23 protein-coding genes are annotated in these 26,480 nt (G+C 72.8%); 8 read left to right on the forward strand and 15 right to left on the reverse strand.

The genetic code is table 11. The annotated features are described in order from the left end of the window. Nucleotides 1-35 precede the first annotated feature (35 nt). The 3 genes from KUF83_RS05815 to KUF83_RS05825 are packed head-to-tail and all read right to left on the reverse strand — an operon-like array spanning nucleotide 36 to nucleotide 3,093. Nucleotides 36-1,328 carry an ABC transporter substrate-binding protein gene (locus tag KUF83_RS05815; RefSeq protein WP_217453463.1) on the reverse strand — a complete coding sequence of 431 codons (1,293 nt, stop codon included), beginning with the start codon at nucleotides 1,326-1,328 and terminating at the stop codon, nucleotides 36-38. After that, complete coding sequence (locus tag KUF83_RS05820; RefSeq protein WP_217453464.1) at nucleotides 1,328-2,161, reverse strand: carbohydrate ABC transporter permease; 834 nt, start codon at nucleotides 2,159-2,161, stop codon at nucleotides 1,328-1,330. Before KUF83_RS05820 ends, KUF83_RS05815 begins: the two co-directional genes overlap by 1 nt. Then, nucleotides 2,158-3,093, reverse strand: a complete 936-nt coding sequence (locus tag KUF83_RS05825) for a carbohydrate ABC transporter permease (RefSeq protein WP_217453465.1) — start codon at nucleotides 3,091-3,093, stop codon at nucleotides 2,158-2,160. Before KUF83_RS05825 ends, KUF83_RS05820 begins: the two co-directional genes overlap by 4 nt. A gap of 239 nt (nucleotides 3,094-3,332) precedes the next feature. Here KUF83_RS05825 and KUF83_RS05830 point away from each other — a divergent pair, with 239 nt between their 5' ends. Then, nucleotides 3,333-4,184, forward strand: coding sequence for a phosphotransferase enzyme family protein (locus KUF83_RS05830; RefSeq protein ID WP_217453466.1), 852 nt, complete (start codon nucleotides 3,333-3,335; stop codon nucleotides 4,182-4,184). A 190-nt stretch (nucleotides 4,185-4,374) separates the two neighbouring features. Here the strand turns inward: KUF83_RS05830 and KUF83_RS05835 are convergent, their stop codons facing one another. Then, nucleotides 4,375-5,271, reverse strand: a complete 897-nt coding sequence (locus KUF83_RS05835) for a LysR family transcriptional regulator (RefSeq protein WP_217453467.1) — start codon at nucleotides 5,269-5,271, stop codon at nucleotides 4,375-4,377. A 116-nt stretch (nucleotides 5,272-5,387) separates the two neighbouring features. On the opposite strand from KUF83_RS05835, the gene KUF83_RS05840 reads away from it, so the two are divergent. Together KUF83_RS05840 and KUF83_RS05845 are read left to right on the forward strand one after the other, a co-directional pair. Next, a complete protein-coding gene (locus KUF83_RS05840; RefSeq protein WP_217453468.1) occupies nucleotides 5,388-6,392 on the forward strand; it encodes a DMT family transporter in 1,005 nt (334 codons plus the stop codon). Continuing rightward, nucleotides 6,347-6,859: a YbaK/EbsC family protein gene (locus KUF83_RS05845; protein WP_217453469.1), complete on the forward strand. Its 513-nt coding sequence runs from the start codon at nucleotides 6,347-6,349 to the stop codon at nucleotides 6,857-6,859. The genes KUF83_RS05840 and KUF83_RS05845 overlap by 46 nt, the downstream gene beginning before the upstream one ends. Nucleotides 6,860-6,874: 15 nt before the next feature. Here KUF83_RS05845 and KUF83_RS05850 read toward each other — a convergent pair whose 3' ends face one another. The 4 genes from KUF83_RS05850 to KUF83_RS05865 all read right to left on the reverse strand — a co-directional run bounded on the left by KUF83_RS05850 (nucleotide 6,875) and on the right by KUF83_RS05865 (nucleotide 11,331). Beyond that, on the reverse strand, nucleotides 6,875-7,597 hold the full coding sequence (locus KUF83_RS05850) for a 3'-5' exonuclease (protein ID WP_217453484.1): 723 nt from the start codon (nucleotides 7,595-7,597) through the stop codon (nucleotides 6,875-6,877). A 144-nt stretch (nucleotides 7,598-7,741) separates the two neighbouring features. Further along, the gene (locus tag KUF83_RS05855) at nucleotides 7,742-8,974 is read right to left on the reverse strand and encodes an SAV2148 family HEPN domain-containing protein (protein WP_217453470.1); all 1,233 of its coding nucleotides are present in this window, start codon (nucleotides 8,972-8,974) and stop codon (nucleotides 7,742-7,744) included. Nucleotides 8,975-9,076: 102 nt separating this feature from the next. After that, nucleotides 9,077-10,417, reverse strand: coding sequence for a copper amine oxidase (locus KUF83_RS05860; protein WP_217453471.1), 1,341 nt, complete (start codon nucleotides 10,415-10,417; stop codon nucleotides 9,077-9,079). Between the two features lie 83 nt (nucleotides 10,418-10,500). Further along, nucleotides 10,501-11,331 carry a Tat pathway signal sequence domain protein gene (locus KUF83_RS05865; protein ID WP_217453472.1) on the reverse strand — a complete coding sequence of 277 codons (831 nt, stop codon included), beginning with the start codon at nucleotides 11,329-11,331 and terminating at the stop codon, nucleotides 10,501-10,503. 179 nt (nucleotides 11,332-11,510) lie between these two features. Here KUF83_RS05865 and glgX point away from each other — a divergent pair, with 179 nt between their 5' ends. The 3 genes from glgX to KUF83_RS05880 all read left to right on the forward strand — a co-directional run bounded on the left by glgX (nucleotide 11,511) and on the right by KUF83_RS05880 (nucleotide 17,600). Further along, nucleotides 11,511-13,619 carry a glycogen debranching protein GlgX gene (gene glgX / locus KUF83_RS05870; protein WP_217453473.1) on the forward strand — a complete coding sequence of 703 codons (2,109 nt, stop codon included), beginning with the start codon at nucleotides 11,511-11,513 and terminating at the stop codon, nucleotides 13,617-13,619. A gap of 154 nt (nucleotides 13,620-13,773) precedes the next feature. Then, nucleotides 13,774-16,176 (forward strand): malto-oligosyltrehalose synthase, encoded by a 2,403-nt coding sequence (gene treY, locus KUF83_RS05875; protein ID WP_217453474.1) that lies wholly within the window; start codon nucleotides 13,774-13,776, stop codon nucleotides 16,174-16,176. Nucleotides 16,177-16,349: 173 nt separating this feature from the next. Continuing rightward, a complete protein-coding gene (locus KUF83_RS05880) occupies nucleotides 16,350-17,600 on the forward strand; it encodes a M14 family zinc carboxypeptidase (RefSeq protein ID WP_217453475.1) in 1,251 nt (416 codons plus the stop codon). 76 nt (nucleotides 17,601-17,676) lie between these two features. On the opposite strand, the gene KUF83_RS05885 is transcribed toward KUF83_RS05880, so the two are convergent. The 3 genes from KUF83_RS05885 to KUF83_RS05895 all read right to left on the reverse strand — a co-directional run bounded on the left by KUF83_RS05885 (nucleotide 17,677) and on the right by KUF83_RS05895 (nucleotide 20,288). Beyond that, the gene (locus KUF83_RS05885; protein ID WP_217453476.1) at nucleotides 17,677-18,111 is read right to left on the reverse strand and encodes an SSI family serine proteinase inhibitor; all 435 of its coding nucleotides are present in this window, start codon (nucleotides 18,109-18,111) and stop codon (nucleotides 17,677-17,679) included. A gap of 42 nt (nucleotides 18,112-18,153) precedes the next feature. Beyond that, nucleotides 18,154-19,461 (reverse strand): M14 family zinc carboxypeptidase, encoded by a 1,308-nt coding sequence (locus tag KUF83_RS05890; protein WP_308402920.1) that lies wholly within the window; start codon nucleotides 19,459-19,461, stop codon nucleotides 18,154-18,156. 269 nt (nucleotides 19,462-19,730) lie between these two features. After that, complete coding sequence (locus KUF83_RS05895) at nucleotides 19,731-20,288, reverse strand: DUF1707 and FHA domain-containing protein (protein ID WP_217453477.1); 558 nt, start codon at nucleotides 20,286-20,288, stop codon at nucleotides 19,731-19,733. Nucleotides 20,289-20,468: 180 nt separating this feature from the next. On the opposite strand from KUF83_RS05895, the gene treZ reads away from it, so the two are divergent. After that, complete coding sequence (gene treZ, locus KUF83_RS05900; RefSeq protein ID WP_217453478.1) at nucleotides 20,469-22,214, forward strand: malto-oligosyltrehalose trehalohydrolase; 1,746 nt, start codon at nucleotides 20,469-20,471, stop codon at nucleotides 22,212-22,214. Between the two features lie 65 nt (nucleotides 22,215-22,279). On the opposite strand, the gene KUF83_RS05905 is transcribed toward treZ, so the two are convergent. The 3 genes from KUF83_RS05905 to KUF83_RS05915 form a co-directional block, all read right to left on the reverse strand. Continuing rightward, nucleotides 22,280-23,209, reverse strand: a complete 930-nt coding sequence (locus KUF83_RS05905; RefSeq protein WP_217453479.1) for a phosphotransferase family protein — start codon at nucleotides 23,207-23,209, stop codon at nucleotides 22,280-22,282. 77 nt (nucleotides 23,210-23,286) lie between these two features. After that, nucleotides 23,287-24,411 (reverse strand): aminopeptidase P family protein, encoded by a 1,125-nt coding sequence (locus KUF83_RS05910; RefSeq protein ID WP_217453480.1) that lies wholly within the window; start codon nucleotides 24,409-24,411, stop codon nucleotides 23,287-23,289. 157 nt (nucleotides 24,412-24,568) lie between these two features. After that, on the reverse strand, nucleotides 24,569-25,192 hold the full coding sequence (locus KUF83_RS05915; RefSeq protein WP_217453481.1) for a LysE family translocator: 624 nt from the start codon (nucleotides 25,190-25,192) through the stop codon (nucleotides 24,569-24,571). Nucleotides 25,193-25,327: 135 nt separating this feature from the next. On the opposite strand from KUF83_RS05915, the gene KUF83_RS05920 reads away from it, so the two are divergent. After that, a complete protein-coding gene (locus KUF83_RS05920; protein ID WP_217453482.1) occupies nucleotides 25,328-26,134 on the forward strand; it encodes a metallophosphoesterase in 807 nt (268 codons plus the stop codon). A 12-nt stretch (nucleotides 26,135-26,146) separates the two neighbouring features. Here the strand turns inward: KUF83_RS05920 and KUF83_RS05925 are convergent. Then, on the reverse strand, nucleotides 26,147-26,480 hold a 334-nt coding region (locus KUF83_RS05925), incomplete at its 5' end, for a S1C family serine protease (RefSeq protein ID WP_217453483.1).

The following is a 26,480-nucleotide window of genomic DNA, read 5'->3' on the forward strand; positions in this document are numbered from 1 at the left end:
CCTCACCCCCTCCCCCGCAGAGGCCCCGCCAGGCGTCACCGCTGATATCGAGCCAGCACCAGATTCCCGTCCTCGACCAACCGCTCCCGCAACTCCCCCACCCCGATGGCCCCGCTGTAGTACTCCTGGAACGCGGGCGTAGCCACCTTGTCCTTCCACTCGGGATACCCCCGCACGGACTGCGCCGGAGCGGACCGCAACCGCCCGGCAAGCCCCGCCCCGACCGCCCACCCGTGCTCGTCGGTGCGCAGCGCCGGATCCCGCAGCGCCTGCGTCCCGGTCGGCAGCATCCAGTCGCCGAGGGCGAGCCGCACCATGTTCCGCGGCTGGAGCAGGAAGTCGACGAAGGCCGCGGCCTCCTTCTTGTGCGGGCTGTCCTGCGCGAGGGACAGCGTCTGCGGGCTCACGCCCTGGGCGAGCCCGTCGGCTCCGGCGGGCGCGGGCAACACCTGCCAGTCGAAGCCCTTCGGCGCCTGCTGCACGATCTGCTGCCGGTAGGAGAACCCGAGCGGCACCATCGCGTACCTGCCGCCGAAGAAGCCGGGGAGGGTGTCGGAGCCGCCGCTGCCGAGCGTCGAACCCGGCGCGCTCGCATCGGTGTTGACCTGGTCGTGGATGGTGCGCGGCACCACCTCGTCGGCCTCGTCGAACCGGATCCGCACCTTGCCGTCGGCGCCGCGGTGGAACAGCTGCCCGCCGGTGGACAGCGACAGGTTGAGGGTCGCCGAGACGGGCTCCTTGAGCGGCCAGGCCACCCCGTACTTCCCGTCCCCGTCACTCAGCTCGTCGGTGATCGTCCTGAACTCGCCCCAGCTCCACGGCTTTTCGGGAGTGGGAATCCGTACTCCGGACTTCTCGAGCCACTCGGCGTTGGCGATCAGGACGCGCGGTTCCTGGAGGAACGGCACGCCGTAGACCCCGTCGTCGAAGGTCGTCGTCTCCCAACTCCGCTGCGGGATGTCGGACTTGAGCCGCTCGGACAGCAGACCCCGCAGGTCCGCGAGATAGCCGCCGTACGCGAAGTCCGCGAGGTCGTCCGAGGCGTCGTGGATGATGTCCGGCGCCTCACCGCCCTCGAAGGACGTGAGCAACTGGTCGTGGACGCTGTCCCAGGAACCCTGTACGTACTCGACATGGATGTCCGGGTGCGCGGCGTTCCACTCCCGTACCAGTTCCTTGTTGGCGTCGACGGACTCCTTCTGCCAGGCCAGCGACTGGAAGCGGAGCGTGACCCGGCCGTCCTCCGAGCCTCCTCCGTCGCCGGAGCAGCCGGATGCCGCGGCGAACAGCAGTCCCGCGACCAGCGAGCTGAGCCATCTCCTGCGCATCAGCTCTTCACCGCCCCGGCGAGCATCCCGCCCGTGATCCGCTTCTGGATGAGCGCGAAGACGACCAGCGAGGGCAGGGTCGCCAGGAACGCGGCCGCGGCGAGGGGGCCGAGGTCCGCCACGCCCTCCGCGCCGAGGAAGTGGGTGAGGACGACGGGCAAGGTCTGCTTCTCCGGGGTCTTGAGGAGCACCAGGGCGAAGAAGAACTCGTTCCACGCGCTGATGAACGCGAACAGTGCGGTCGCCACGATGCCCGGCGCGAGGAGCGGCGCGGTGATCGAGACCAGCGTCCGCACCTTGCCGGCGCCGTCCACCGCAGCGGCCTCCTCCATCTCGGCCGGCACCGCCCGTACGTACCCCACGAGCATCCACAGCGCGAACGGCAGGGCCCACACCACGTACACCATGACCAGTCCGGGTACGGAGTTGATCAGCCGTAGGTTCTTGAGGACCAGGAACAGCGGAATGATCACCAGTACGAAGGGGAACGCCTGGCTGACCACCACCCAGCCGGTCGCCGCCTTCGCCAGCCGGGTGCGGTGCCGGGCCATGACGTACGCCATCGGGGTGGCGATCAGTACGGCGATCACCGCCGCCCCGAGCGCCGCGACCAGGGAGTTCAACGCGGCGTCCAGCAGCGGCTGTTCGTCGAAGGCCTGCCGGAAGTTGTCGAGCGTGGGATTGCGGGGGATCCAGGTCGGGTGCAGACTTCCCAGCTCGCGCGGCGGTTTGAAGGCCGTGGAGACCAGCCACAGGAACGGGAAGGCGAGGAAGACGAGATACGCGAGGAGGGCCGCGTACTGGCCCGCGCGGGTCCTTCTGCGTGTCCTCACGCGTCCTCATCTCCCCTCAGGCGGGCGACCAGATGGAAGGCGAGGATCACCGAGATCACCGCGACCATCACGCATCCCATCGCCGCCGCGTAGCCGAACTGCCCGTAGCGGAAGGCCTCTTCGTAGGCGAACAGCATCGGCAGCCGGGTCCGGCCGCCCGGCCCGCCGTTGGTCAGCACGTACACCAGGGCGAACGAGTTGAAGTTCCAGATGAAGTTGAGCGCGGTGATGGCGAGCGCGACCGGTTTCAGGGCGGGCCAGGTGACCGTGCGGAAGCGGCGCCAGGCTCCGGCGCCGTCCATGGCGGCCGCCTCGTGCAGTTCGCGCGGGGTGTTCTGCAGTCCGGCGAGCAGCGCGACCGTCGTCTGCGGCATGCCCGCCCAGACGCCGACGACGATCACCGCGGGCAGTGCGGTCGCGAGGCCCGACAGCCAGTCCCGCCCGTCGCCCAGGCCCAGGTCGCGGATCGTCTCGTTGAGGATGCCCGCGTCCGGGTTGTAGACGAGCCGCCACATGATGCCGACCACGACCTCGGGCATCGCCCACGGGATGATCGCGAGGGCCCGCGCCAGCCAGCGCAGCCGCAACTCCTCGTTCAGCAGCAGGGCGAGACCCAGCGCGAGCACGAACTGGGGGACGGTCACGCCCACCGCCCACAGCAGGCCGATCCGGAAGGAGTCCCAGAACAGTGTGTCGTTCAGCAGGTCCTGGAAGTTGAGGGTCCCGATCCACTGGGTGGGCTCGGTCCGTCCCGACTGGGAGTCCGTGAACGCCAGGGCGATGCCGTAGAGGAGCGGTCCGACGCTGAGCACCAGGATCGGGATGAGCGCGGGCAGCACCAGGAACCAGGCGCCGTGGTCGACGGCCCGGCCCGGCCCGCCGGCCTTCGACGCGGGCTTCGTTGACCGCTTCTTCACGGTCGCCAAGGTCACGGAATCGGCTCCTTCGGGCGGATCGTACGGATCTGGCGGTTCCGGCGGCCCCCGTCATCGTGCTGACCCACTGACACGGCGTCAAGACGGCGTGCACGCCCTGGTGGCGGCTCCCACCAGGGCGAATGTGACACTGAGCGACGTATGGCGCGATCTCGGCGGCCGACGCCCGAGGCAGAATGGCGTCCGACGCCGTACGCGGGAACAGCGGGAGCCAGGGGCTTCACGGAGGGCGAGTGATGGACGAGGCACAGGCACGGGGCGTACTCGCCGAGGCGGGGGTCGGCGGGGAGGCGGTGCTGCTCGCGCTGGGTGAGAACGCCGTCTTCGCAGCCGGAGACCTGGTGGTCAAGGTGGGCCGCGACGCCGAACTCCTCGACCGGGCGCGGTGGGAGCTGGCCGTCGCCCTCTGGCTCGCCGAGGCGGGTGTCCCCGCCGTGCGGCCCGCGGAGCCCGAGGCACGGTTCGTGGCCGGTCACCCGGTGACGTGGTGGCATCGGATGCCCGATCCCGTACGGCCCGCCGAACCGCGTGATCTCGCCGAGCTGCTGCGGGTGGTGCACGCCCTGCCCTCCCCCGCCTTCGCGCTGCCTCGCCGCGAACTGCTGGGCGGGGTGGAGCGGTGGCTGCGGCTCGCGGGTGACGTGATCGACCCGGCGGACGCGGCGTTCCTTCGCGACCGGCGTGACGGCTTCGCCGCGGCCGCCGCCACGCTCGTGCCGCGTCTGCCGCCCGGCCCGATCCACGGTGACGCGCTGCCCCGCAACGTGCACGTCGGCCCGGACGGCCCGGTGCTGGTCGACCTGGAGACGTTCTCCGCCGACCTGCGCGAGCACGACCTGGTCGTGATGGCCCTGTCCCGGGACCGGTACGGGCTGCCCGCCGAGGCGTACGACACGTTCACGGGGACGTACGGCTGGGACGTGCGCGAGTGGGAGGGCTGCGGGGTGCTGCGCGGGGCGCGCGAGACGGCCAGCTGCGCCTGGGTCGCCCAGCACGCGCCGAGCAACCCGAAGGCCCTGGCGGAGTTCGAGCGCCGGGTGGCCTCCCTGCGGGACGGCGACGAAACGGTCCGCTGGTACCCGTTCTGAGCCGAGCCGCCGGGTACGCGCGCCGAGCGGTCCGCTAGTACCCGCGCCGAGCCGCCCCGCCGGTACCCGCGCTGAGCCGTCCGCCGGTACACGTCCTGTGCGGTCCACCACGCGTCCGGTGTGTTGTCCGCGGGTGCGTCGTGGCTGGTCGCGCAGTTCCCCGCGCCCCTTCGGGGCGCTGCCGGAGCGCCTAGCCGCGGATCGTCCCGGCCGCCCGGTGCAGTTCGGCCAGCACCGTGCGGACGGCCCTGCGGGCCGTGCGCTCGGGGCGGTGCAGCGCGTCGATGTGCCGCCGGGCCCGGACACCGCTGAGCGGTTTGAGGACCAGCGCGGGATGCGGGCGCATCGTCCAGCGGGGCATCAGGGCGAGGCCGCCGCCGGCGGCGACGGCCTCGGCGACCACGGCGAACTCGTTGATGCGGTGGGCGAGACGCAGCGGACGGCCCGCGGCCGTGGCGATGGCGTCGATGGTGGCCACGACGGGGAAGCCGTCGTGCGCCGTGATCCAGGGCTGGTCGGCCACGTCGCGCGGGGTGAGCCGCCGTTTCACGGCCAGCGGGTGGTCGGCGGGCATGGCCACGTCGAGCGGTTCGCGCAGCAGCGTCGTGGCGGTGACGGTGGGCGGCCACCCCGGGGTGTGGTCGAGCCGGTGGGCGAGGACGAGGTCGTACTCCCTGGTCAGCGGCGGGAAGTCGTCCTGCGTCACGTCCGCGTCGGCGAGGGAGAGCCCGGGCCCGTCGGGGGCGGCCAGCGCCCGCAGCAGCAGGGGGAAGAACGCCGACGCCGCGCTGTGGAAGGCCGCCACCGACACCTCGCCCTCCGGCCGGTCCACGAACTCCGCGACGGTGTGCCGCGCCCGCTCCAGCGCCGTCTCGACCTCGATCGCGGCGCCTGCCAGCGCCTGCCCGGCGTCCGTGAGGGCCAGCCGCCGTCCCACGCGCTCGGTGAGTGGGACGGGAATCGCACGCTGCAACAGCCGCAGTTGCTGGGAGATCGCCGAAGGCGTGACCAGCAGCGCCTCGGCGACCGCCGTGACGCTGCCCAGTTCGCCGAGCTCGCGCAGGATCCTCAGCTGTCGTTCGTCCATGTTCTCGGCCTCGCCGATCGCCTCGGGTCCGGCACGGTAGCCGATGTAGTGATTCTAAAGGATCGTTTAAGAAGTTGGCTCTGGGCTTCAGGGACGGTGGAGGGCAGGGTGAGCGCGTGCCTGATGCCCGCCGTACCGATGCGGTACTTCTCCTTGTCGCCCTCGTCTGGGGTTCCAGCTATCTCTCGGCCCAGACGGCGACCGCCGTGCTGCCCGTCCTGGTGGTGCTGTTCGCGCGGTACGCCCTGTCCGCGCTCGCCTGTGCCGGGCTGGTCGCCGCCGACCGCGGGTCCGGTCCGTGGACCCGCGACGAGATCCGGATCGGTCTGCCCCTGGGAGTCACCCAGGCGGCCGTCCTGGTCGTGGAGACGTACGGTGTCGCGCACACGAGCGCCGCCAACGCGGGACTCATCATCAGCCTGACCATCGTGATCACCCCTCTCCTGGACCGCGGCGGCGGCCGCGGCGGCCTGCCCCCGGCCTTCTACGCGGCCGCCGGCGTGTGCCTGCTGGCCGTCGGTCTCCTCATGTCGGGCAACGGCTTCCACGCGCCCCGGCTCGGTGACCTGCTGATGCTCGGCGCCGCGGTGATACGCGCGGGGCATGTCGCGCTGGTCGGCCGGCTCACGGCGGGCCGTGCGATCCGGCCGCTCCGGCTGACCACGGTGCAGACCGTCGTCGGGACGGGGCTGTTCCTGGTGCCCGCGGCCGGTGAACTGCCCACGCTCGCTCACGTCGGCGCGGCGGGCTGGGCGCAGTTGCTCTATCTCGCGCTGTTCTGCAGCGTGTTCGCCTTTCTCGCGCAGACCTGGGCCGTGCAGCGCACCTCGGCCAGCCGGGCCAGCCTCCTGCTGGGGACCGAGCCGATCTGGGCCGCGGCCATCGGAATCGGCCTCGCCGGCGAGCACTTCACGCCGCTGACCGGCCTCGGCGCGGCCCTGATGGTCGCCGGAACGTACTGGGGCCAGGCCGTGGAGCGCGCCCACCGGGCCACCGACCGCCCGAAGGCGCCGGGAACCGCCCGACCGGCCACGAACGACCCGCCGAGCAGGACCGACTCCCTGGAGGACACCCCGTGCCCACCCACGACGACCACGCCCACGACACCTACGAGCGTCTGATCAGCCTGCTGGACAGCTCGTCCGTCGCCTACGAACTCATCGACCACGAACCGGAAGGCGGCACCGAGGCCGTCTGCGCGCTGCGCGGCCACCCGGCGTCCGAGGCCGCGAAGTGCATCGTCCTGCGGGTCAAGGTCGACCGCAGAACCACCCGCAACGTCCTCGCGGTCGTCCCCGGGGACCGGCGCGTCGACCTCGACGCCGTCCGGACGCTCTACGCCGCCCGCTACGCAGGGTTCAGCGACGCGGCCACCGCGGAGCGGCTCGCCCGCTCCGTGCCCGGGACCGTCCTGCCGTTCAGCTTCGACGCGGACCTCGAAGTCGTCGCGGACCCGGACGTCGTGTCCCGGCCGCGTCTCTACTTCAACGCGGCCCGCCTCGACCGCTCCCTGGTCATCTCGGGTGCCGACTACGCCCGGCTGGCCGAGCCGCGCGTCGAGCGCATCGCGAGCCCGGCCGCCGTCTGACGGAGGGGGTCCGGCTCAGACCCGCTCGTCCGCCAGGTCCCGTACCGGCCAGGTCCCGTCCACCACGGCCGCCTCGTCCCCCTTGCGACGCAGGAAGCTCTGGAAGTCGGCCGCCCATTGCGCGTACCACTCGATCTGGCGGCGGTGCAGCTCCGCCGGGCCGAGGGCGGCGACCTTTGGGTGGCGGTCGGCTATCGCGGCGGCCAGCCGGGCCGCGGCCAGGGCGTCCGCCGAGGCGTCGTGGGCCGCTTCGAGCCGGACGCCGTACTCCGAGCAGACCGCTTCGAGGTTCCTCTTGCCGCGGCGGTAGCGGTCCACGGAGCGGTCGATGGTGTACGGGTCGATGACCGGCGCGGGGTCCATGCCGCCGAGCCGCTCGCGCAGCGACGGCAGTCCGTACCGCCGCAGTTCGGCGGAGAGCAGGGTCAGGTCGAAGGCCGCGTTGTACGCCACGACCGGGACGCCCGTCTGCCAGTACGAGACGAGCACCGAGGCGATCGCGTCCGCCACCTGGTCGGCGGGCCTGCCCTCGGCCGCCGCTCTCTCGTTGCTGATCCCGTGCACCGCCACCGCGTCCGCCGGGATCTCCACACCGGGATCGGCGAGCCACTCCCGGTGCCCGGCCGGCTCTCCGCCCCGGACCTCTATCACCGCTCCGGTGACGATGCGCGCCTCGCGCGGATCGGTCCCCGTCGTCTCCAGGTCGAAGCCGACCAGCAGCTCCCCGTGCCAGCCCATGCCGGCCCCCTTCTTCGTGGTGCGTTCCCCCAGTGATCTCCACGATGCCATGGGCCACTGACAATCCGAGGACCGCGTTCCGCTTCGTGGCGGCCGCCCGCCCGGGAAGCCCGCGGTGGACGCGCCGGCCGCGGTCGCGGAAGGTCAGGACACAGGCCGCGAATCCGCCCAGGCCACCTCGAACTCCTCGCGGTACGTCCCGAAAAGCCCTTCTTCACCAGCCGCGTCCGGCTTGAGCACCCGCCCGCCGCCCCGCAGCACGAGCACGGGCGCCTCCATCCCGCGCGTCCGGCGCAGGTACGACTGCACGACCGCCACCCCGTCCGAGCCGTCCCCGTCCACGAGGTACGCCGTGAAGCGGGGCGTCTCGTCGTAGACCTGGATCTCGAAGGCCCCGGGGTCGCGCAGCCGGGCCCGGACCCGGCGCATGTGCAGGATATTCATCTCGACGGAACGACTCAACTCGCCCCGCTTGATGCCGAGTTCACGCTCGCGCCGCTTCACCGCGCTGGACGCCGGGTTCAGGAACAACAGCCGCGCCCGGCAGCCGGACTCGGCCAGCCGCACGAGCCGTCGCCCCGAGAAGTTCTGCACGAGGAGGTTCAGGCCGATGCCGGTCGCGTCGAGGCGGCGGGCCCCTCCGAAGAGGTCCTCGGCGGGGAACTGCCGCAGCAGCCGCACCCGGTCCGAGTGCACAGCCACCACGTCCGCGTACCGGTCGCCGACCAGTTCCTCGACGGCGTCGACGGGCAGCCGGCGCGCGGACGGTACGTCACTGCCCGCGCCGAGTATCTCCAGGAGCTTGGCGGAGGCACGCTCGGCCTGTCCGAGGACGGCCTCCGACAGGGCTCTGTTCCGCGAGACGACGTTACGGGTGACTTCCAGTTCGTCCAGGGCGAGTTCGACGTCCCGGCGCTCGTCGAAGTACGGCTCGAAGCACGGCCAGTGCTGCACCATCAGCTCGCGCAGCTGCGGCAACGTGAGGAAGCTCAGGACGTTGTCGTCGGCGGGGTCCAGCAAGTAGCCCTTGCGGCGGCTGACTTCGCGAACGGCGACAGCGCGCTGGACCCATTCCTGGCCGGCGGGCCCGGCGGCGGCGACCACCCAGTCGTCCTCGCCGTGAACGGGTTCGTAGATCGGGCGCAGAACAGCGGCCACGACCGCGCGCAGCCGCTGTTCGACGAGGTTCAGCCAGATGTACGCGCGCCCGGCTCGCTGGGCGCGCGTACGCACCTCACGCCAGGCGTCGGTGCCCCAGTCCAGCTCCGCGCCGATCTCCATCGGCCGCGCGAGGGACACCGCTCCGGGTGGGGCATCCGTGGAGCTCCCCTCGTGACCGCCGTCACCAGGGGGCAGCTCCAGCCCTCCGGACCCCACCCGCACACCGCCTTCCGCTCCCCCGAGCACTCCCCCGGCCAACGATCAAGGAAGGGTACTCCGGGAGCGGCGAGCGGTGCAGCCGGATGGACAGGTCGTTTCTCAACTACGGCCTTCTGGCTGCCCGTTCTGGTCGGCCAGCTCCGGCGGAGTGAGCGGATTCATAGCGGTGACGTCCCGCGGGGCGAGCTGGAAGCCCTGCCAGTGGACCGGCATGGGCTGCTGGTCCTCGTCCCGGGCGACATGGTGGAATCCGATGTTCACCCAGCCCACGGGGTGTGTGAGGGCCTGCCCGTTGACCCACTTGTCGACGGACTTGCCCGCGCCGGCACCGCAGTTGCGCAGGTTGTGGCTGGCGAACTGCTCGCACTTCTTGTACTGGGTGAAGTAGACGTCGTGCTTGGTGTAGCTGCGGCCCGGGTACTTGGAGGTGGCGCCCGGGACGAACTCGTACGAACGGGCGTGGTCGTCCTTGTTCTTGCCCGTCGTGCTGACGACGCGCCACCAGCGCATGTTCTTGGCGTCGCCCGCGAGTTCCTTGGTGATCTTCTTGCGGGTGGTCTTGTTGCGCGGGGCCTGGCCGCCCTGCGCGGGCGGGCTGACCACGGAGTCGTACTGCTCGACCTTGTTCTTGGAGTTGCCGTCGAGGCCGAAGTTGAGCCGCCAGAAGACGTTGTGGCTGTGGCTGGTGGCGTAGGACTTGGCGCCCTTGCCGATCGGCCAGCCGCGGCCGTCGCCGGCGTCGTAGTCACCGGGCGAGAGGCTGCCGGTGGCGCCGACGTTCATGTTGATGGTGCCGTCGTCCTGGAAGCGCCACTCGGTTATGTACTCGTACCAGCCGACCTGGTTGACGGTGTAGACGAGCAGGTCCTTGCCCTGCTCCTGGAAGACCTTGCTCGCCGAGTCGCCCTGCATGCGGTAGGCGTGGCCGCGGGAGCGGGTCGTGGTGCACAGCCCCTTGACGTCGGGCTGGTCCGGGTCCCAGGAGTCGGGGACCTTGACGGTCTTGATGGTGCCGCCGGGGCACTCACCGGGGGCCATGTTCATCAGGCCCTGGCCGAATCCGGCACCGGTGAGGTCGTCGTACTCGACCGACCCGTCGTCGTACGGGACGTGGATCTGGGCGAGCTTCGCACTCGTCAGGACGCGGATGGGGGCGGCTTCGCCCTTCGGCTGGTACGAGACGTTCTCCAGGACGAGCCCGGCCTCGCTCTCGTAGTGCCAGCACATCGTCCAGGTGGTGCCGGTGGCGAGCTTCTGCTCGATCTTGTACGCGGCGCTGCAGTCGGCGGCGGCCGCAGGCGCGGCTCTGGTCTGGGCGACGGCCGGTGCCGCGACCGTCGTGGCGCCGACGGTCAGGGCGGCCACCGAGAGGCCGACCGCCGTCCGCCCGCGGCTGATGCCCCGCGACCGGAGGCTCCCGAGCGAGTTCTTAACGCGCATGTGGAAATGACTCCCTTGCACAAGCAGGAAAGTGGGAAAGGTGAAGTGGGGCCGACGAAAGGAGGCCGGTGGACCGAGAGGACTCAGCCGACCTTGGCGACCTTCCGGGCACTGAGGTCGATCACCAGGTCACGGCTGTCGATCCAGGGCCCGTTCTTCGCCTTCACGAAGAGCCGCAGGCAGCGGTGCTTGCCGCAGTCGGTGAGGGCGGCCGGCGTGCCCGCGTTCGCCCGGAAGACCATGCTGTTGAGCATCAGCTGGTCGGGGGAGGTCAGCGCCTTGCCGGTCGCGTCCTTGAAGTCCGCCTTCAGGCCGGCGCCCAGCGGGTCGGCGATCAGGAGCTGGGCGGCCTCGACGGTCTCGGCGCGGCTGAGCGGCGGCTGGACACCGCGCTGGGTGTCGGTCGCCTCGACCTTGCCGGTGTCCAGGTTGACGGTCTTCGTGACGAGCGAGTCGTCCTTGTAGTCGTAGAACGACACCTCGGCGCGCCGGGGCGCGTTCGGGTCGTCCAGCTCCTCCAGCTCGGGCTCGGCGAGGTCGACGGTGATCCGCTGCGGACCCTTGTCGCCCTCGACGTTCTCGCTGGTGCGCAGGAGCTGACGGTCCAGGGCGAGCTTCTCGACCCGCTCGGTCTCGTCGGCGGTGAGCGGGTCGCGCCCCTTGCCCTTCTCGCCGTCGGCCGGGACGTCCTCGACGACTCCCGGCTGCACGGCGCCCTGCCCCTGGGCCTGGCCCTGACCTTGCCCCTGGGCCTGACCGGCCTGCTGGGTGGTCTGGCCGGTGCCCTGGCCGCCGGAGTCGTCCGCGCCCGCCGAGCCCGGCAGGGTGATTCCGACCATCACGGCGGTTCCTGCGACCGCTATGGCCGCGCCCGCCACCACCTTGCCCAGATGGCGGTGCACTATTGTGCGCACATTTCCCCCTACTCCCCCTGTATCTCTAGGAGTCGCTCGAGTCCCGCTGGTTCGGCATACCGCGTATGCACTGGTCCACCGGTAAGAGGGAGGTAAGTCATAGGTGGTTCCATCAGTTTCGGGGACACTCGGGCGGGAGTCGCCCTCCGCGGCGTCGCACAACTGGAAGAGTTGCATCCATGCAGGTCTGGCCTGGACAGGCGTACCCACTCGGTGCCACGTACGACGGCGCCGGAACGAACTTCGCGGTCTTCTCGGAGGCCGCGGACCGGATCGAGCTGTGTCTGCTCCATGACGACGGCTCGGAGACAGCGGTAGAGCTGCGCGAGACCGACGCGTTCGTACGGCACGCGTACCTGCCCGGCATCATGCCGGGCCAGCGGTACGGCTTTCGCGTGCACGGTCCGTACGCGCCGGAGCGCGGGCAGCGCTGCAACTCCGCGAAGCTGCTCCTCGACCCCTACGCGAAGGCCATAAGCGGTGGCATCGAGTGGGGCGAGGAGGTGTACGGCTACCACTTCGGCTCGCCGGGCAAGCGCAACGACCTGGACTCGGCACCCCACACGATGAGCTCCGTGGTGGTCAACCCCTACTTCGACTGGGGCGACGACCGGCGCCCGCGCACGGAGTACCACCACACGCTGCTCTACGAGGCCCATGTGAAGGGCCTGACGATGCGGCACCCGGGGCTGCCCGACGAGCTGCGCGGCACGTACGCGGCGCTCGCCCACCCGGCCGTCATCGAACACCTGACCGAACTGGGCGTCACGGCACTGGAACTGATGCCCGTTCACCAGTTCGTGAACGACCACCGCCTGGTCGACATGGGCCTCAACAACTACTGGGGCTACAACACGATCGGCTTCTTCGCCCCCCACAACGCGTACGCGTCCTGGGGCGACCGCGGACAGCAGGTCCTGGAGTTCAAGTCGGCCGTCCGGGCACTGCACGAGGCGGGCATCGAGGTCATCCTCGACGTGGTCTACAACCACACCGCCGAGGGCAACCACCTCGGGCCGACGCTCTCCTTCAAGGGCCTCGACAACGCCTCGTACTACCGCCTCACCGACGATCCCCGCTACTACATGGACACCACGGGGACGGGCAACTCGCTGCTCATGCGCTCCCCGCACGTGCTCCAGCTGATCATGGACTCGCTGCGGTACTGGGTCACCGAGATGCACGTGGACGGGTTCCGCTTCGACCTCGCGGCGACGCTGGCCCGGCAGTTCCACGAGGTGGACCGGCTGTCGTCGTTCTTCGACCTGGTGCAGCAGGACCCGGTGGTCTCGCAGGTGAAGCTGATCGCCGAGCCCTGGGACGTCGGCGAGGGCGGCTACCAGGTGGGCAACTTCCCGCCGCTGTGGACCGAGTGGAACGGGAAGTACCGCGACACCGTACGGGACATGTGGCGGGGCGAGCCGCAGACGCTGGCCGAGTTCGCGTCCCGGCTGACGGGGTCCTCGGACCTCTACCAGGACGACGGGCGGCGCCCGCTGGCCTCCATCAACTTCGTCACCTGCCACGACGGCTTCACGATGCACGACCTGGTGTCGTACAACGAGAAGCACAACGAGGCGAACGGCGAGGACAACCGCGACGGCGAGAGTCACAACCGGTCGTGGAACTGCGGGGCCGAGGGCGACACCGACGATCCGCGGGTCCTGGAACTGCGCGGGCGCCAGATGCGCAACTTCACCGCCACGCTGCTGCTCTCCCAGGGCGTGCCGATGCTCAGCCACGGCGACGAGTTCGCGCGCACGCAGGGCGGCAACAACAACGCCTACTGCCAGGACACGGAACTGTCCTGGGTGCCGTGGCCCGAGGACGGCAGCGAGATGCTGGAGTTCACGCGCGCGCTGGTGCGGCTGCGGCGCGAGCACCCGGTGTTCCGGCGGCGCCGGTTCTTCCACGGGCGGCCCGTGGAGGGCACCCACGACGAGCTGTCCGACATCGCCTGGTTCACCCCGGCCGGCAAGGAGATGACCCAGGACGACTGGGACTCCACGCAGGCGCGGGCGCTGTCGGTGTTCCTCAACGGCAACGCCATCTCGGAACCGGGCCCGCGCGGTGAGCGGATCAGCGACGACTCGTTCCTGCTGCTGTTCAACGCCTCGCCGAAGACGCTGGAGTTCGTGGTGCCGGTCAACCACGGCCGGCAGTGGCAGGTGGTCGTCGACACCGCCCGGTCCGGCGGCGTCGAGGCCGGGACGGGCGAGAAGGTGCGGGCGGGCGACCGGCTGTCACTGGTGGACCGCAGCATGATGGTCCTGCAGCGCCCGACCTAGGCGGATCATCGAGGTCCGGGCACCCCGCGCCCTTGGGCGCGGGTCCGTGCCTCTTGCGGCTCCGCCGGGGGCGTGCGGCTCGTCGCCGCGCGCCCCGCAGGCGCGTTGGCGTGTCGGTGACACGAAACGCGGCAGGACGGGTACGTAGGTTCCCATGACACCTGAGCGCCCCGACCCGGTGGCCCCCGCCGCGCCGACCGCCACCTACCGGCTCCAGCTGCAACCGGAGTTCCCGTTCGGGGCGGCCGAGGCGGCCGTGCCGTATCTGGCGTCGCTCGGCGTCTCGCACCTGCATCTGTCCCCGGTCCTGGAGGCGGTCCCGGGTTCCGGGCACGGCTACGACGTCGTGGACCACGCGCGCGTGCGGGCCGAACTCGGCGGCGAGGCGGGGCTGCGGTCCCTGTCCCGCGCCGCGCGCGAGCACGGTCTCGGGCTCGTGGTGGACATCGTGCCGAACCACATGGCGATGGCCCCGCGCCACAACCGCGCCCTGTGGGAGGTGCTGCGCGAGGGCCCCGGCTCGCCGTACGCACGCTGGTTCGACATCGACTGGCAGGCGCAGGACGGGCGCGTACTCCTGCCCGTGCTCGGCGGGCCGCTCGGCGAGGAGACGGGCGCCCTGGTGGTCGACGGGGACGTGCTGCGCTACCACGACCACGAGTTCCCCCTGCGGGCCGGCACCGAGGACCTGCCGCTGCCCGGACTGCTGGACGCGCAGTGGTACCGACTGGCGTGGTGGCGGCTGGCCCGCACCGAGCTCAACTACCGGCGGTTCTTCAGCATCTCGGAGCTCATCGGGGTCCGCGTCGAGGACCCGGAGGTCTTCGCGGCCACGCACGCCAAGATCCTGGAGCTGCTGGACGACGGCGTGGTCGACGGGCTGCGGATCGACCATCCGGACGGCCTCGCCGACCCGGACGCCTATCTGCGCCGCCTCCACGAGGCGACGGGCGGGCGCTGGACGGTCGTCGAGAAGATCCTCGCGGACGGCGAACCGCTGCCCGCCGCCTGGCCGGTCGCGGGCACCACCGGCTACGACGCGCTGCGGCACGTGGACGGCCTCTTCACGGACCCGGCGGGCGCCGGAGAGCTCCTGGGCCAGTACCGGCGGTTCGCGGCCCCCCAGGCCGACCGTGGGGGCGTCTGGGAGGCGACCGTGCGACGGGCCGCGTACAAGGTGGTCCACCACGAACTGGCCGCCGAGGTCGAGCGGCTCACCCGCGAGGCGGACCTGCTGTGCCGCACGTCCGACGACCCGGCCCTGCGCGACCGCGCCCCCTGGGCCCTGCGCACCGCGCTGCGGGAGCTCCTCGTCCGCATGGAGGTCTACCGCCCGTACGCCTCCCAGGACGCCGCGTCGGTCGTCACCGAGGCGGCGGCGGACGAGGCGCGGCAGGCCTTCAAGGTGCCCGAGGAGGCCCACGCCGTGGACCTCGTACGGGACCTGGTGCTCGGCCGCGCCGGCGACGGGCCCGGGCACGAGGCGTTCCGGGCCCGGTTCGCGCAGACCTCGTCGGCACTGCGGGCCAAGTCCGTGGAGGACACGGCGTTCTACCGGTACGTCCCGCTGCTGTCGGCGACCGAGGTGGGCGGCGAGCCGGGGTCGCCGGCGGTGTCGCCCGAGGTCTTCCACGCGTACTGCGCGCGCGTGCAGCGCGACTGGCCCCTGAGCGGCACCGTGCTGTCCACGCACGACACGAAGCGCAGCGCCGACGTGCGGGCCGCGGTCTCCGTCCTCACGCAGGCTCCCTCGCGCTGGGCCGACCTGCTCGCCGAAGTGACCGCGCGCACGGCCGCAGAGGGAGTGGGCGCGCCCGATCCGCAGGTGGCCTGGGCCGCGTGGCAGAGCGCGGTCGGACTGGGTTCCGCGGACGGGGAGCGACTGGGCGGCGCACTGCTCAAGCACGTCCGGGAGGCGGGCCTCGCCACCGCGTGGACCGAGCAGGACCCCGCGTACGAGGACGCCGTGGCGGCCTTCCTCGAAGCGGGCCCGTGCGGCGCGCCCGGGCGGCAAGTCGCCGAGTTCAGGAGCTCCCTGGAGCCGTACGTGCGGTCCAACGTCCTCGGGGCCGCCCTGGTCCACCTGACGATGCCGGGCGTGCCGGACCTGTACCAGGGCACGGAGTCCGAGTACCGGGCCCTGGTGGACCCGGACAACCGGCGGCCCGCGCCCTTCCCGCCGAAGGACCCGGGCGGCCTGTCCGCCGAGAAGGCCGCCCTCACGACGGCCGCGCTGCGGCTGCGCCGGCGCCGCCCGGCGGTCTTCGGCGAAGGGGCGGCGTACGCGGCGCTGCCCGCCCTCGGCCCGGGGGCCGCGCACTGCCTGGCGTTCACGCGCTCCGGGGAGGTGCTCACGGCCGTCACCCGGCTGTCCCTGCGGCTGGAGGAGGAAGGCGGCTGGCGCGACACCGTGCTGCCGCTGCCCGCGGGCCGGTGGGCCGACCTGCTCGCCCCGGGGCGGGAGTTCACCGGGCACGCGCGCGTGGACACGCTTTTCGGCCGGTTGCCCGTGGTGCTGCTGGAACGGGTCCCGGAGGGTGCCGCCGAGGACGCCTGACCGGCGGCGCCGGAGTGCCCGCGCCGGGCAGGATCCGGGTGCCCGGAGCGAAGTCCCTCCGGCTACCGGTGAATGCTGCCGGGCGCTCCCCGGAGGCGCCCCTCGACATCCTTGACAGTTCATCCAGTCCGTGGAGTACTGCGGATTGCGACGCAGGGCGGACCAAGTCGGGGGTGAGTCTCCTGCCGGAGCAGCGGTACCCCAGTGTGACCGAACTCGTCCACTCCGCCGGGGGCCTGGCGGCCCATCGGCCGGGCCTGTGCACGCTCCGGCAGATCGGTGCCTCGCGGGCCGGCCGGCCCCTGCACCTGCTGTCCGTGGGCCACGCCCGGCGCTCGGTGCTGGTCGTCGCCGGCGCCCACGCCAACGAGCCGACCGGCTACTCCACCCTGCTGGCGCTGGCCGAGCGGGTCCTGCGCGAGCGGCGGTTGCGGGCGGACACCTCCTGGCACTTCCTGCTCTGCGCGGACCCGGACGGCGCGAGCCTCCATGTGACGCCGGCGCCGCGCACCCTGCTCGACTACCACCTCGGCTTCTTCCGCCCCGCCGGACCCGAGCAGCCCGAGTGGTCACCCTCCGTGCTGCCGCCGGACCGGCTGCCGCCCGAGACCCGCGCCCTCATCCGGGTCATCGACGAACTGCGCCCCTACCTCCAGGTCACCCTCCACGGCACCGACCTGGGCGGCAGCTGGGTGCAGCTCACGAAGGACATCCCGGGTCTGGCCGAGCCGTTCGCCAAGTCCGCGGCGGAACTGAACATCCCGGTCGAGACGGGCGCCTCGGACGCCGCGGGCTGGCCCGCCTCCGGACCGGGCGTGCACGTGATGCCCGCGCCCGGCTCGGACACGGTGCACCCGAGCATGCCGGACGACGCCCGGCACAGCACCTGGTACCGCGCCCACCGGTACGGCGGTCTGACGGCGGTCGTCGAGGTGCCGATGTGGGCGAGCGACCTGGTGGACGACCCCACGCCGCATCCGGCGCCGGCGGCGGCGATGCGGCGCCTGGCACGCCGTCTCCTGAGGGACGCGCACCAGGTCGAGACCGTCCTCGTCGATGCGCTGCCCCGCCTCGACGGACCCGACGGGCCGCTGCTGCGCGCCGCCAAGTGGGCGCTGGAGCTGGTGCCGGGGCTGGCCGGCGACTGGGTCCGGACACCGCCCGCGGACACCACGATGGCGCACGTGGGCAGCGTGGACGCGTTCGGCCGCCGGCTCCCGCTGCGGGCCGCGGCGATGCTCCTGCGCGTGCTCCAGGAGGCGGACGACCACGCCGTGCCCCGGCTGGAGCACCTGGTCGGCTCCTGGAGCGAAGCGTTCGCCGAGCGCTTCCGGGCCCGCTGGGTGCCTCTGGAGCACCAGGTCGAGCACCAGAGCCGCACGGTGGTGGCCGCGGCCCGCCACGCCCGGGACCGGGCGGCGTGAGGCAGGTGTGAGACGGACGTGAGGCGGGCGGCCCGCCCGGCCGGTTGCCCCGAGCCGGTCGGGCCGGAGTGGCCGGTCAGCCGGACCGGTGCGGGAGCGCGAACACCGCCCCTGTCCGCGCGGCCATCACGCACGAGTTGGAGAACGTCTCCCTGTACGTGACCGTGCGGCCGCCCCACTCGCCGCGCGCGGAGGCCGCCACCGGTGCGTGGACCATCGGGCAGTAGGCCTCCCGGAGCGGGATCCGGCCGACGTCCCCGTGCGCGGCCCCGAGTTCCGCGCAGGCACGCACGGCCTGCGCGTGTCCCTGGGGCGGGTCGCACAGCAGGAGCGTGCCGCGGGTGTCGGAGGAGCGGGCGTCGCCGCGGGTGACCGTCACGTAGAGCCAGTTGCCCGGGACCGACTCCGGGAGCGCCGCCGCCCTGGCCGGCACCGGCCCCGCCACGAGGAGTGCGCAGGCGGCCAGCAGACAGGCCCGTACCGCCGCTGTCGCTTTCTGGTTGTTCGTCATGACCTGTGCATCGGCACCCGGGGCCCCCGGGCCCACCCCGACTCACTCGAACGGCACTTCGGTCCTGACCGGAGGCGCGCCGAGCGGACGCGCCCCGCGACCGGACGCGGGGTCCGGGCGGCGGGCCAGGTCGAACGCGGCGAGCACCACCCGCGCCTGGTACTCGGCCTGGCGTGCGACGGGGATCCAGCGTGCGCCGTGGCCGTCGTGGTAGTCCGCGCACCAGGCGTCGACGAGCCGGTCGAGATCCGCCGTCGCGCCGGACGGGTCGTGGCCGGAGGCGGTCACGAGCTGGTGCAGGAGCCCGGCCGTGCGCAGCGCTATCCGGCGCGCGGAGATGCGCAGCGCGGTCAGCCGGGCCGTGGTGAGCGGCGGCAGCGGGCGGGCACCGCCGTCGACGTCCGTGCCCGGGCCCGTGTCGGGGTCCCAGGAGTCGGCGAGGCCGGGGCAGACCAGGACGTAGTCGTCGACCGGCGCGAGGAGACGGTCCACGTCACCGGCCGTGCCCAGGTACGGGCGGATGCGGGCCAGCAGCTCCTCCAGGAGGGCCGTGTCGCGGCGCAGGGTGCGGCTGACGCCCCGCAGCGTCTCCTCGGCGTCGGCGGGCACAGAGGCGTCCTGCACGGCCGTCACGCCCCACATGGGGGCCTCGACGACCGCGGTCACCGTGCCGTACGGGTGCGGGTGGAACCAGGTGGACTCGACGGCGGCCTCGGTGATGGCCGCGGCCAGGTCGCCGCGCCGCGGGGGCGGGATGCGGTAGACCGCCGGCCCCAGGGTGGGCCAGTACAGCGTGTCGTACGGGCCGAGTTCGAGCGGGATGTCCAGGCGGGTGGCGATGTGCGCGAGGCGGGGCGCCAGTCCCGGCAGGTCACGGGTGAGCTCGACGAAGCCGCCTCCCACGTCGACGCCGTGCAGGGAGCACTGGAGGAAGGGGCGCAGCTCGTCCTGGAGGGCGAGCAGGGTGCGGGTCTCCGGCAGAGTGGCGCCCTCCGCGCCGTCGGGCAGCCATTCCGGCTGCTCCATGAAGCCGGGCCGGAAGAAGTGCCGGAAGTGGTGGCCGAGTGTGTACGGGCCCGACAGCCAGCCCTCGTTGCGGCGTGAGCCGTCGGGGTCCAGGCACAGCAGGAGGTTCCAGGTCACGTCGGCGCCGTCGCACAACCGGGGGTCGGCGAGGACCCGTTCGGCCAGTCGTAGGACGGTGGCGCCGCCCACCGGTTCGTTGGCATGGGGGCCGGCGACGACGAGGACCTGGCGGCTGCCGTGCCCGACGGACAGCAGCCGGAGCGGCAGTCCGGCCCGTGACGTGCCCACCTGGCGCAGCCGGGCGTCCCGTGGGCGGCGGTCCACGAGCGCGGCCGCCCTGAGGCCCAGTTCGTCGACTGACGGGTAGCGGAGGAGGGGCGGCAGGGTCTTACCTCCGCAGCGAGTGGCCGTCGTTCACTTGGTGTGCACGATGTACGCACAGTGAGTCACGACTGCGGGGGTACGTCAACACCGGTGCGCGGGCGGGATGTTCACGTTCGCGGGGACCACCGGGCGGAGGCGTGGGTTCCGCTCGCGTACGACACCCCGCTCCCGGCCGAAGCCGGGCCGGGCCGACGTGCGCCGAGGCGGGTCTAGTCCGCCGCGAGCCGGAACGTCATCCGGCCGAAGCCGACCTGGTCGCCGACCTGGACGACGGCGGCGCCGATCACCCGGCGTCCGTTCACGGAGGTGCCGTTGGTGGAGCCGAGGTCGCGCAGCACCCACAGGCCGCCCTGGCGGGTGAGTTCGGCGTGCACCCGGGACACCGTCTCGTGGCTGAGCCGCAGACCGCTGGCCGGGTCCCGGCCGATGCGCAGCGGGTACGGACTCTCGGGCCGGGGCAGCAGCAGTTTGGGGAGCCGCTCCGCCTGCCAGGCCCGGCGCAGCCGCACGGTGAATCCGGAGACCCCCTCGACCGTGCCGAACAGCAGCCGGGACCAGCGGCTCTCGGTGTGCAGGTCGGCGGTGAGCGCCGCGAGTTCGTCGACGGTGCGGGCGGCGAAGGCGAGCTCCATCCGCAGGACGAACGTGTCGTGCGAGAGCCTCCCCAGTGCGGCGCCCTCCCGCAGCGCCTTCAGCGTCCTGTCCCGCTCGGCGTCCGACAACCGCGCGGGAGCGGGATACGTGTGGAACTCAAAGGACGACGTCACGCAGGAGATTGTCTGGCAGCACGGCCGGAGTGTCCAGAAAACGCAGCACTTCAGAGGAGTGCGCGCTTCGGGTTCGGCCGTTTCCGGTCGTTCCATCGGGAGGATTCCCCGGTGAATTGATCTCATTTGACGCACCATGGGACCGGCGAGGTCACGCTGAGCAGACGAGGGGAACCGTCCGTGCAGTTCGAGGTGTGGGCACCACAGGCCGACCGCATGACGCTCCACTGCGCGGACAGCACGCGCGCGCTGGAGCCCGATCCGGAGCGGGTGGGGTGGTGGACGGGAGAGGCCGAGGCGCGGGACGGGACGCGGTACGGATTCGCGGTGGACGACGGCCCGGTGCTGCCGGACCCGCGCTCGCGCCGCCAGCCGGACGGCCCCGACGGGCTGAGCGCGGTCGTCGACCACGAGCGGTACACCTGGCGTGCGGCATGGGCGGGGCGAGGGCTGCCGGGCGCCGTGCTGTACGAGCTGCACGTGGGCACGTACACCCGCGAGGGCACGCTGGACGCGGCCGCCGAGCGGCTCGGACATCTGGCGGAACTGGGCGTAACCCACGTCGAGTTGATGCCCCTGTGCCCGTTCCCCGGCCGGCACGGCTGGGGGTACGAGGGGGTGTCGCTGTGGGCCGTGCACGAGCCGTACGGCGGCCCTGAGGCCCTGAAGCGGTTCGTCGACCGGGCGCACGAGCTCGGACTGGGTGTCGTGCTGGACGTCGTGCACAACCACCTGGGGCCGTCCGGGAACTACCTGCCCGCCTTCGGGCCCTACTTCACGGACACGCACCACACCCCGTGGGGCTCGGCCGTGAACCTGGACGCGCCCGGTTCGGACGAGGTGCGCGCGTTCCTGCTCGGCAGCGCGCTGTCGTGGCTGCGCGACTACCGGCTCGACGGGCTGCGCCTGGACGCGGTGCACGCGCTGTACGACACGCGCGCGTGCCATTTCCTGGAGGAACTGTCGGCCGCCGTGGACGCGCTCTCCGGGGAGCTGGCCCGGCCGCTGTTCCTCGTCGCCGAGTCGGACCTCGGCGACCCGCGGCTGATCACGCCCCGCAAGGAGAACGGGCTGGGGCTGCACGCCCAGTGGAACGACGACTTCCACCACGCGCTGCACACCGCGCTGACGGGTGAGACGCAGGGCTATTACGCGGACTTCGGCCGCTCCCCGCTCGCGGCGGTGGCGAAGACGCTCACGGCGGGCTACTTCCACGACGGCACGTACTCGAGCTTCCGCGGCCGGCGGCACGGGCGTCCGCTGGATCTCGACCGGGTCGCCGGGCACCGTCTGCTCGGCTACTCGCAGACCCACGACCAGGTCGGCAACCGTGCTCTGGGCGACCGGCTCGCGGCCTCCCTCTCGCCCGGCCTGCTGGCCTGCGCGGCCGTGCTGACGCTCACCGGGCCGTTCACGCCGATGCTGTTCATGGGCGAGGAGTGGGCGGCGGGCACGCCCTGGCAGTTCTTCACGGACCACACGGACCAGGAGCTCGCGGAGGCCGTACGCCGGGGCAGGCGGCGGGAGTTCGCGGCCCACGGATGGGCCGAGGAGGACATCCCGGACCCGCAGGACCACGGCACCCGGGACCGGTCCTGCCTCGACTGGTCGGAGCCGGAGGACGGGCTGCACGCGCGCGTGCTCGCCTGGTACCGCGAACTGATCGCGCTGCGGCACGCCCAGCCGGACCTCACGGACCCCGATCTCGCGGACGTCAAGGTCGCGTTCGACGAGGACGCCCGCTGGCTCGCCTTCCGCCGCGGAGACGTCCGGGTGGCCGTGAACCTCGGCAAGGCGCCCGCGGCGATTCCCCTGGGCACCCGGCACGCGCGCGTGCTGGCCGCGTGGGAGCCGGTGGAACTCCCCGGCGCGGACGGTCTGCTCGGCCTGCCCGGCGAGTCGTGCGTGGTGCTCGTGCAGGGGTGAGGCGGCCGGGCGGGAGGGGGCTGGACGAGCGCCGGATGTGCGGGCCCCGGCCCCCTCCGGAGCGTCTAGAGCGCCTCGTCCGTCCCGTCGCGGAACTCCGTGACCCGCTCCAGGAGGATTGCCTCCCAGGCACGCCCCAGCTGGGCGCGCAGGAGCGCCAGGAGGCGGTCGTCCGACCGGTGGAGGTGGTCGGCGAGGCGGGTCAGGGTGTCGCAGCGGGCGAGCCACAGGCCGCGCAGGCAGGGCCGGGCGCCGTAGCCGGCGAGGGTGGCCGCGCGGACGGCCGCCGGGGCGCCGACGGCCACGGCGAGGCCCGCGATGTCCTCCGTGGGGTCGCCGACCACCGCGCCGGCCCAGCCGAGGACACCGCGGACGCGTCCGTCGCCGCTGACCACGAGATGCTCGCCCCTGAGGTCGTGGTGGACGAGGAAGGCGGCGCCCGGTTGCGCGGCGAGCTGGACGGTGGCGGCCCCGGTGAGCTGATGGAGCCGGGAGGGGTCGAACTCGTCGGCGGCGGCGAGCTGTTCGGCGGCCCGCTCGGCGGCGGCCCGGAGCGTTTCGAGGGACCGGGGCGTGCCGCGGGGCACACCGAGCGCCTCGGCCTGGCGCCCCGGCACCTCGCGCAGTCCGGTGAGCAGACCCGCCAGGTCGGCCTCGCCGACGGCGGAGACGTCCTGCTGCTCGCCGGAGCCACCGGGGATCAGGGTGTCGAGCGTGTACGTCAGCCCGCTCGCCCACTCGCCGTGGGCGATGCTCACCGGGACGGTGACGCCGACGTGGGGCCGCACCAGATCGCGCAGCCGCAGCTCGCGCCGTTGGCGCAGGGTGGCCTCGCGGTCCGGGGCGAGCCGCAGCACATGGCGTGCGCCCACGAACCAGGTGACGTGCTCGCCGCCCTCGGCGACGGGTGTGATCCGGGGCCCGCCGCCGTCCGGGAGCAGGGAGCGGACGAGGCGTCGCACGGTGTCCGCTGTGGGTGTCGCTGCCTGGTTCATGGTCGCGCCGTCTGCCGTTCGGGTCCGGTTGGTCGGGGCTCGGGGCTCTGGGCTCTGGCCTCGTTGGAGGGGGGTGGTCAGTTCACGACGGCCATCTCCCGGGGGGTGCCGTTGAGGCGGCGGCCGCCGTCCTCGGTGACCGTCACGATGTCCTCGATGCGTACGCCGAAGCGGCCCGGCAGATAGACGCCGGGCTCCACGGAGAAGCACATGCCGGGGACGAGGGGCTGTTCCTCGCCCTCGATCATGTACGGCGGCTCGTGGGTGGTGACGCCGATGCCGTGTCCGGTGCGGTGGATGAAGCGGTCGCCGTATCCGGCCTCGGTGATGTACGCGCGGGCCACCCGGTCGACGTCCTGGCAGGCGATACCGGGCCGTACGGCCTCGCACGCGGCCTCCTGTGCGGCGCGCACGACGTCGTGGACGCGCTGTTCCTCGGCGCTCGGCTCGCCGACGTGCACCGTGCGGGAGGTGTCGGAGCCGTAGCCGTGCTTCAGGCCGCCGAAGTCGAGGACCACCGTGTCGCCGTGCTCGATGATGCGCCCGCCCGCCTCATGGTGCGGGTTGGCGCCGTTCGGGCCCGAGCCGACGACCGTGAAGTCCACCTGCTCGTGGCCGAACCGCCGCAGCAGATCGGCGAGGTCGCCCGCGACGTCCGACTCGCGCCGGCCCGCGAAGGCGACCTTGAGGATCTCCTCGTAGGTGTCGTCGGCGGCCGCGCCGGCCGCCGCCAGCCGCTCCAGCTCCGCGGCGTCCTTGACGGCCCGGAGCATCGGCAGCCCCTCGGTGAGGGAGACGTACGACGTGCCCGGCAGCTGCTTCTGGAGACCCAGCAGGTGCAGCGCCCAGGCGTTGTCGCTGACGCCGAAGCGGCCCGCGGAGTCGAGGAGAGGGGCCGTCGCGGCGTACGGGTCCTTGCCGTCGGTCCAGTCGCGCAGGGTCAGCGCGGGCGCGCCCGCGGCCTTCTCGGCGTCCGGGGCCTCCAGGGTGGGCACGACGAGCACGGGGTCCCGCCCCGCGGCGAGCACCAGGAGGGTGAGGCGCTCGGTGGCGGCGGGCGGCGCGTAGCCGGTGAGCCACACGAGGTCCGGTCCGGGCGCGACCAGCAGTCCGGCGAGCCCCGCCTCGGCGGCGGCCCGGGCGGCGCGTTCCATTCGCGCCCGGTAGTCGTCGGTGGTGAAGGGCGCGGGCGTGCCGGTCATCCGGGCCTCCGTGACTCAGTAGGGCCTACGGGCAGCATCCTGCCCGGACAGCGGGGGTGACGCGAGCCGGTCGGCGCCACTTTCGGAACGCGGTCGTCCTCGGGCGGGACCGCGTTCCCGGGCCGGATTCCTTTTCCGGGGACGGACGGTGGCCGCATCAGCCCTCCAGGGCGAGCCGCGCGCCGAGGAGCAGCAGCACTCCTCCGGAGACCTGCTCCAGCCTCCGCCGCACTCCGGCCCGGGACAGCACCGTCCGCATCCGGCCGACGAACCACACGTAGAGACCGTAGTAGCCGATCTCGTAGACCGCCCAGAGGGCGGCGAGTCCCAGCATGGCCGGCAGGTGCGGGGCGCCCCGGGGCACGAACTGCGGGAGGAAGGACATCGCGAAGATCGCCGCCTTGGGGTTGGCCAGGTTGATCAGCAGACCGCTCCGGTAGGAGGCCCAGCCGCTCTTCGCGTCAGGCCCCGCTCCGCCGTCGTCCACCGCGCCCTTGGCGCGGCGGGCCCGCCACAGCGTCTGGACGCCGAAGACGACCAGCACGACGGCACCGACGACGCGCATCACGTCGTACGCCAGTTCGGAGGCGGTGAGCAGCGCGGTCAGACCGAACGCGGCGACGGCGCCCCACACGAAGACGCCGGTCTCGTTGCCCAGCACCGTCAGGAAGCCCGATCGCCTGCTGTGCAGCGACTGCCTGATGATCAGTACCGTGCTCGGTCCGGGGGAGGCCGCGATGAGGGTGCAGGCGCCGAGGAAGGCGAGGAGGGTGCTCAGCATGGGGCCATCGTGTCCTCGCCCACGGGGCGCGGCAACGCATTTCCGGTGGCCGTCCATGGATTGTCCGGCCACCGGATCTAATGCTTAGATGACGCCGAGTCATTAGTTCGACGCCCAGGGGGAGGCGGCATCACCATGCTCGTGCTGGCACACATCAGCGACCTGCATCTCGACGGCACCCGGCGGGCGACGGAGCGCGCCGAGCGGGTGCGGGACCGGCTGTGGGAGCTGCCGGGCCGGGTGGACGCCCTGCTGGTCACCGGTGACGTCGCGGACCACGGGACGGAGTCCGAGTACGAGGAGGCGGCGCGTGTCCTCGGCCTGCACGATCCGGACACGCCCTTCCCCGTTCTGACGTGCCCGGGCAACCACGACAGCCGCGGCCCCTGGCGCAAGGCGCTGCTCGGCGAACCGGAAGCCGTCGAACCGAAAACCGCCGGACCGGCGCCGGGCGGACCGGCGGACCCCGAACCGGTCAACAGCGTGCACGTCTTCGACGACGCGGGCGCGGCCGTCCTGATGTGCGACTCCAGCGTGCCGGGCAGCGACGAGGGAGAGCTGGACGAGCGGACGTACGCCTGGATCGAGGAGACGCTCGACGGGCTGGACGGCTCCGTGCGGGTGCTGCTCGCCTTCCACCACCCGCCCGTGGCCCTGCACCATCCCCTGCCGGACGCCTACCGGCTGCGCGCACCTGATGCGCTGGCCGCACTCCTGGAGCGCAGGAGCGAGATCGCCGGGGTCATCACGGGGCACGCCCACACGCCCGCGTCCACGACGTTCGCCGGGCGGCCCCTGGTCGTGGGCCCCGGGGTGACGTGGACGCTGCGGCTGCCGTGGGAGGGCGAGGGGGCCGCGGACCGGGACGCGCCACCCGGGTTCGCCTTCCATGTGCTGGACGACGAGGGGCGGTTGACGAGCCACTTCAGGGTGGCCGGGTGACGGGCCGGGCCGTCAGGTGATGACACCGGGGGTCACCGACACCTGCTGGTGGCCGCCCGCGCGGCGCAGCGTGAGCCCGACGGCCGTGCCGGGGCGGGCGGCGGCGACGGCCCGGGCGAGGTCGGCGGCCGTGCCGAGGCGGGTCCCGCCGAAGGTGAGCAGGACGTCGCCCCGTACGAGGCCCGCGGTGTGGCCGGGCCCGGGGACGTGCACGCCGACGAGGAGCGCCCCCGGGCCGTCGGAGGCGTCGACGGCCTCCACGCCGAGGGTCGGCCGGTCCCGCGGCCGGCCGTCGGGCGGGGTTTGGGGCCGGCCCCCGGAAGGGGTCGGGGATCCGCCGCCGGAA

Origin of the sequence: Streptomyces sp. BV286, from assembly GCF_019090165.1 — a bacterium.
Classification (GTDB): domain Bacteria; phylum Actinomycetota; class Actinomycetes; order Streptomycetales; family Streptomycetaceae; genus Streptomyces.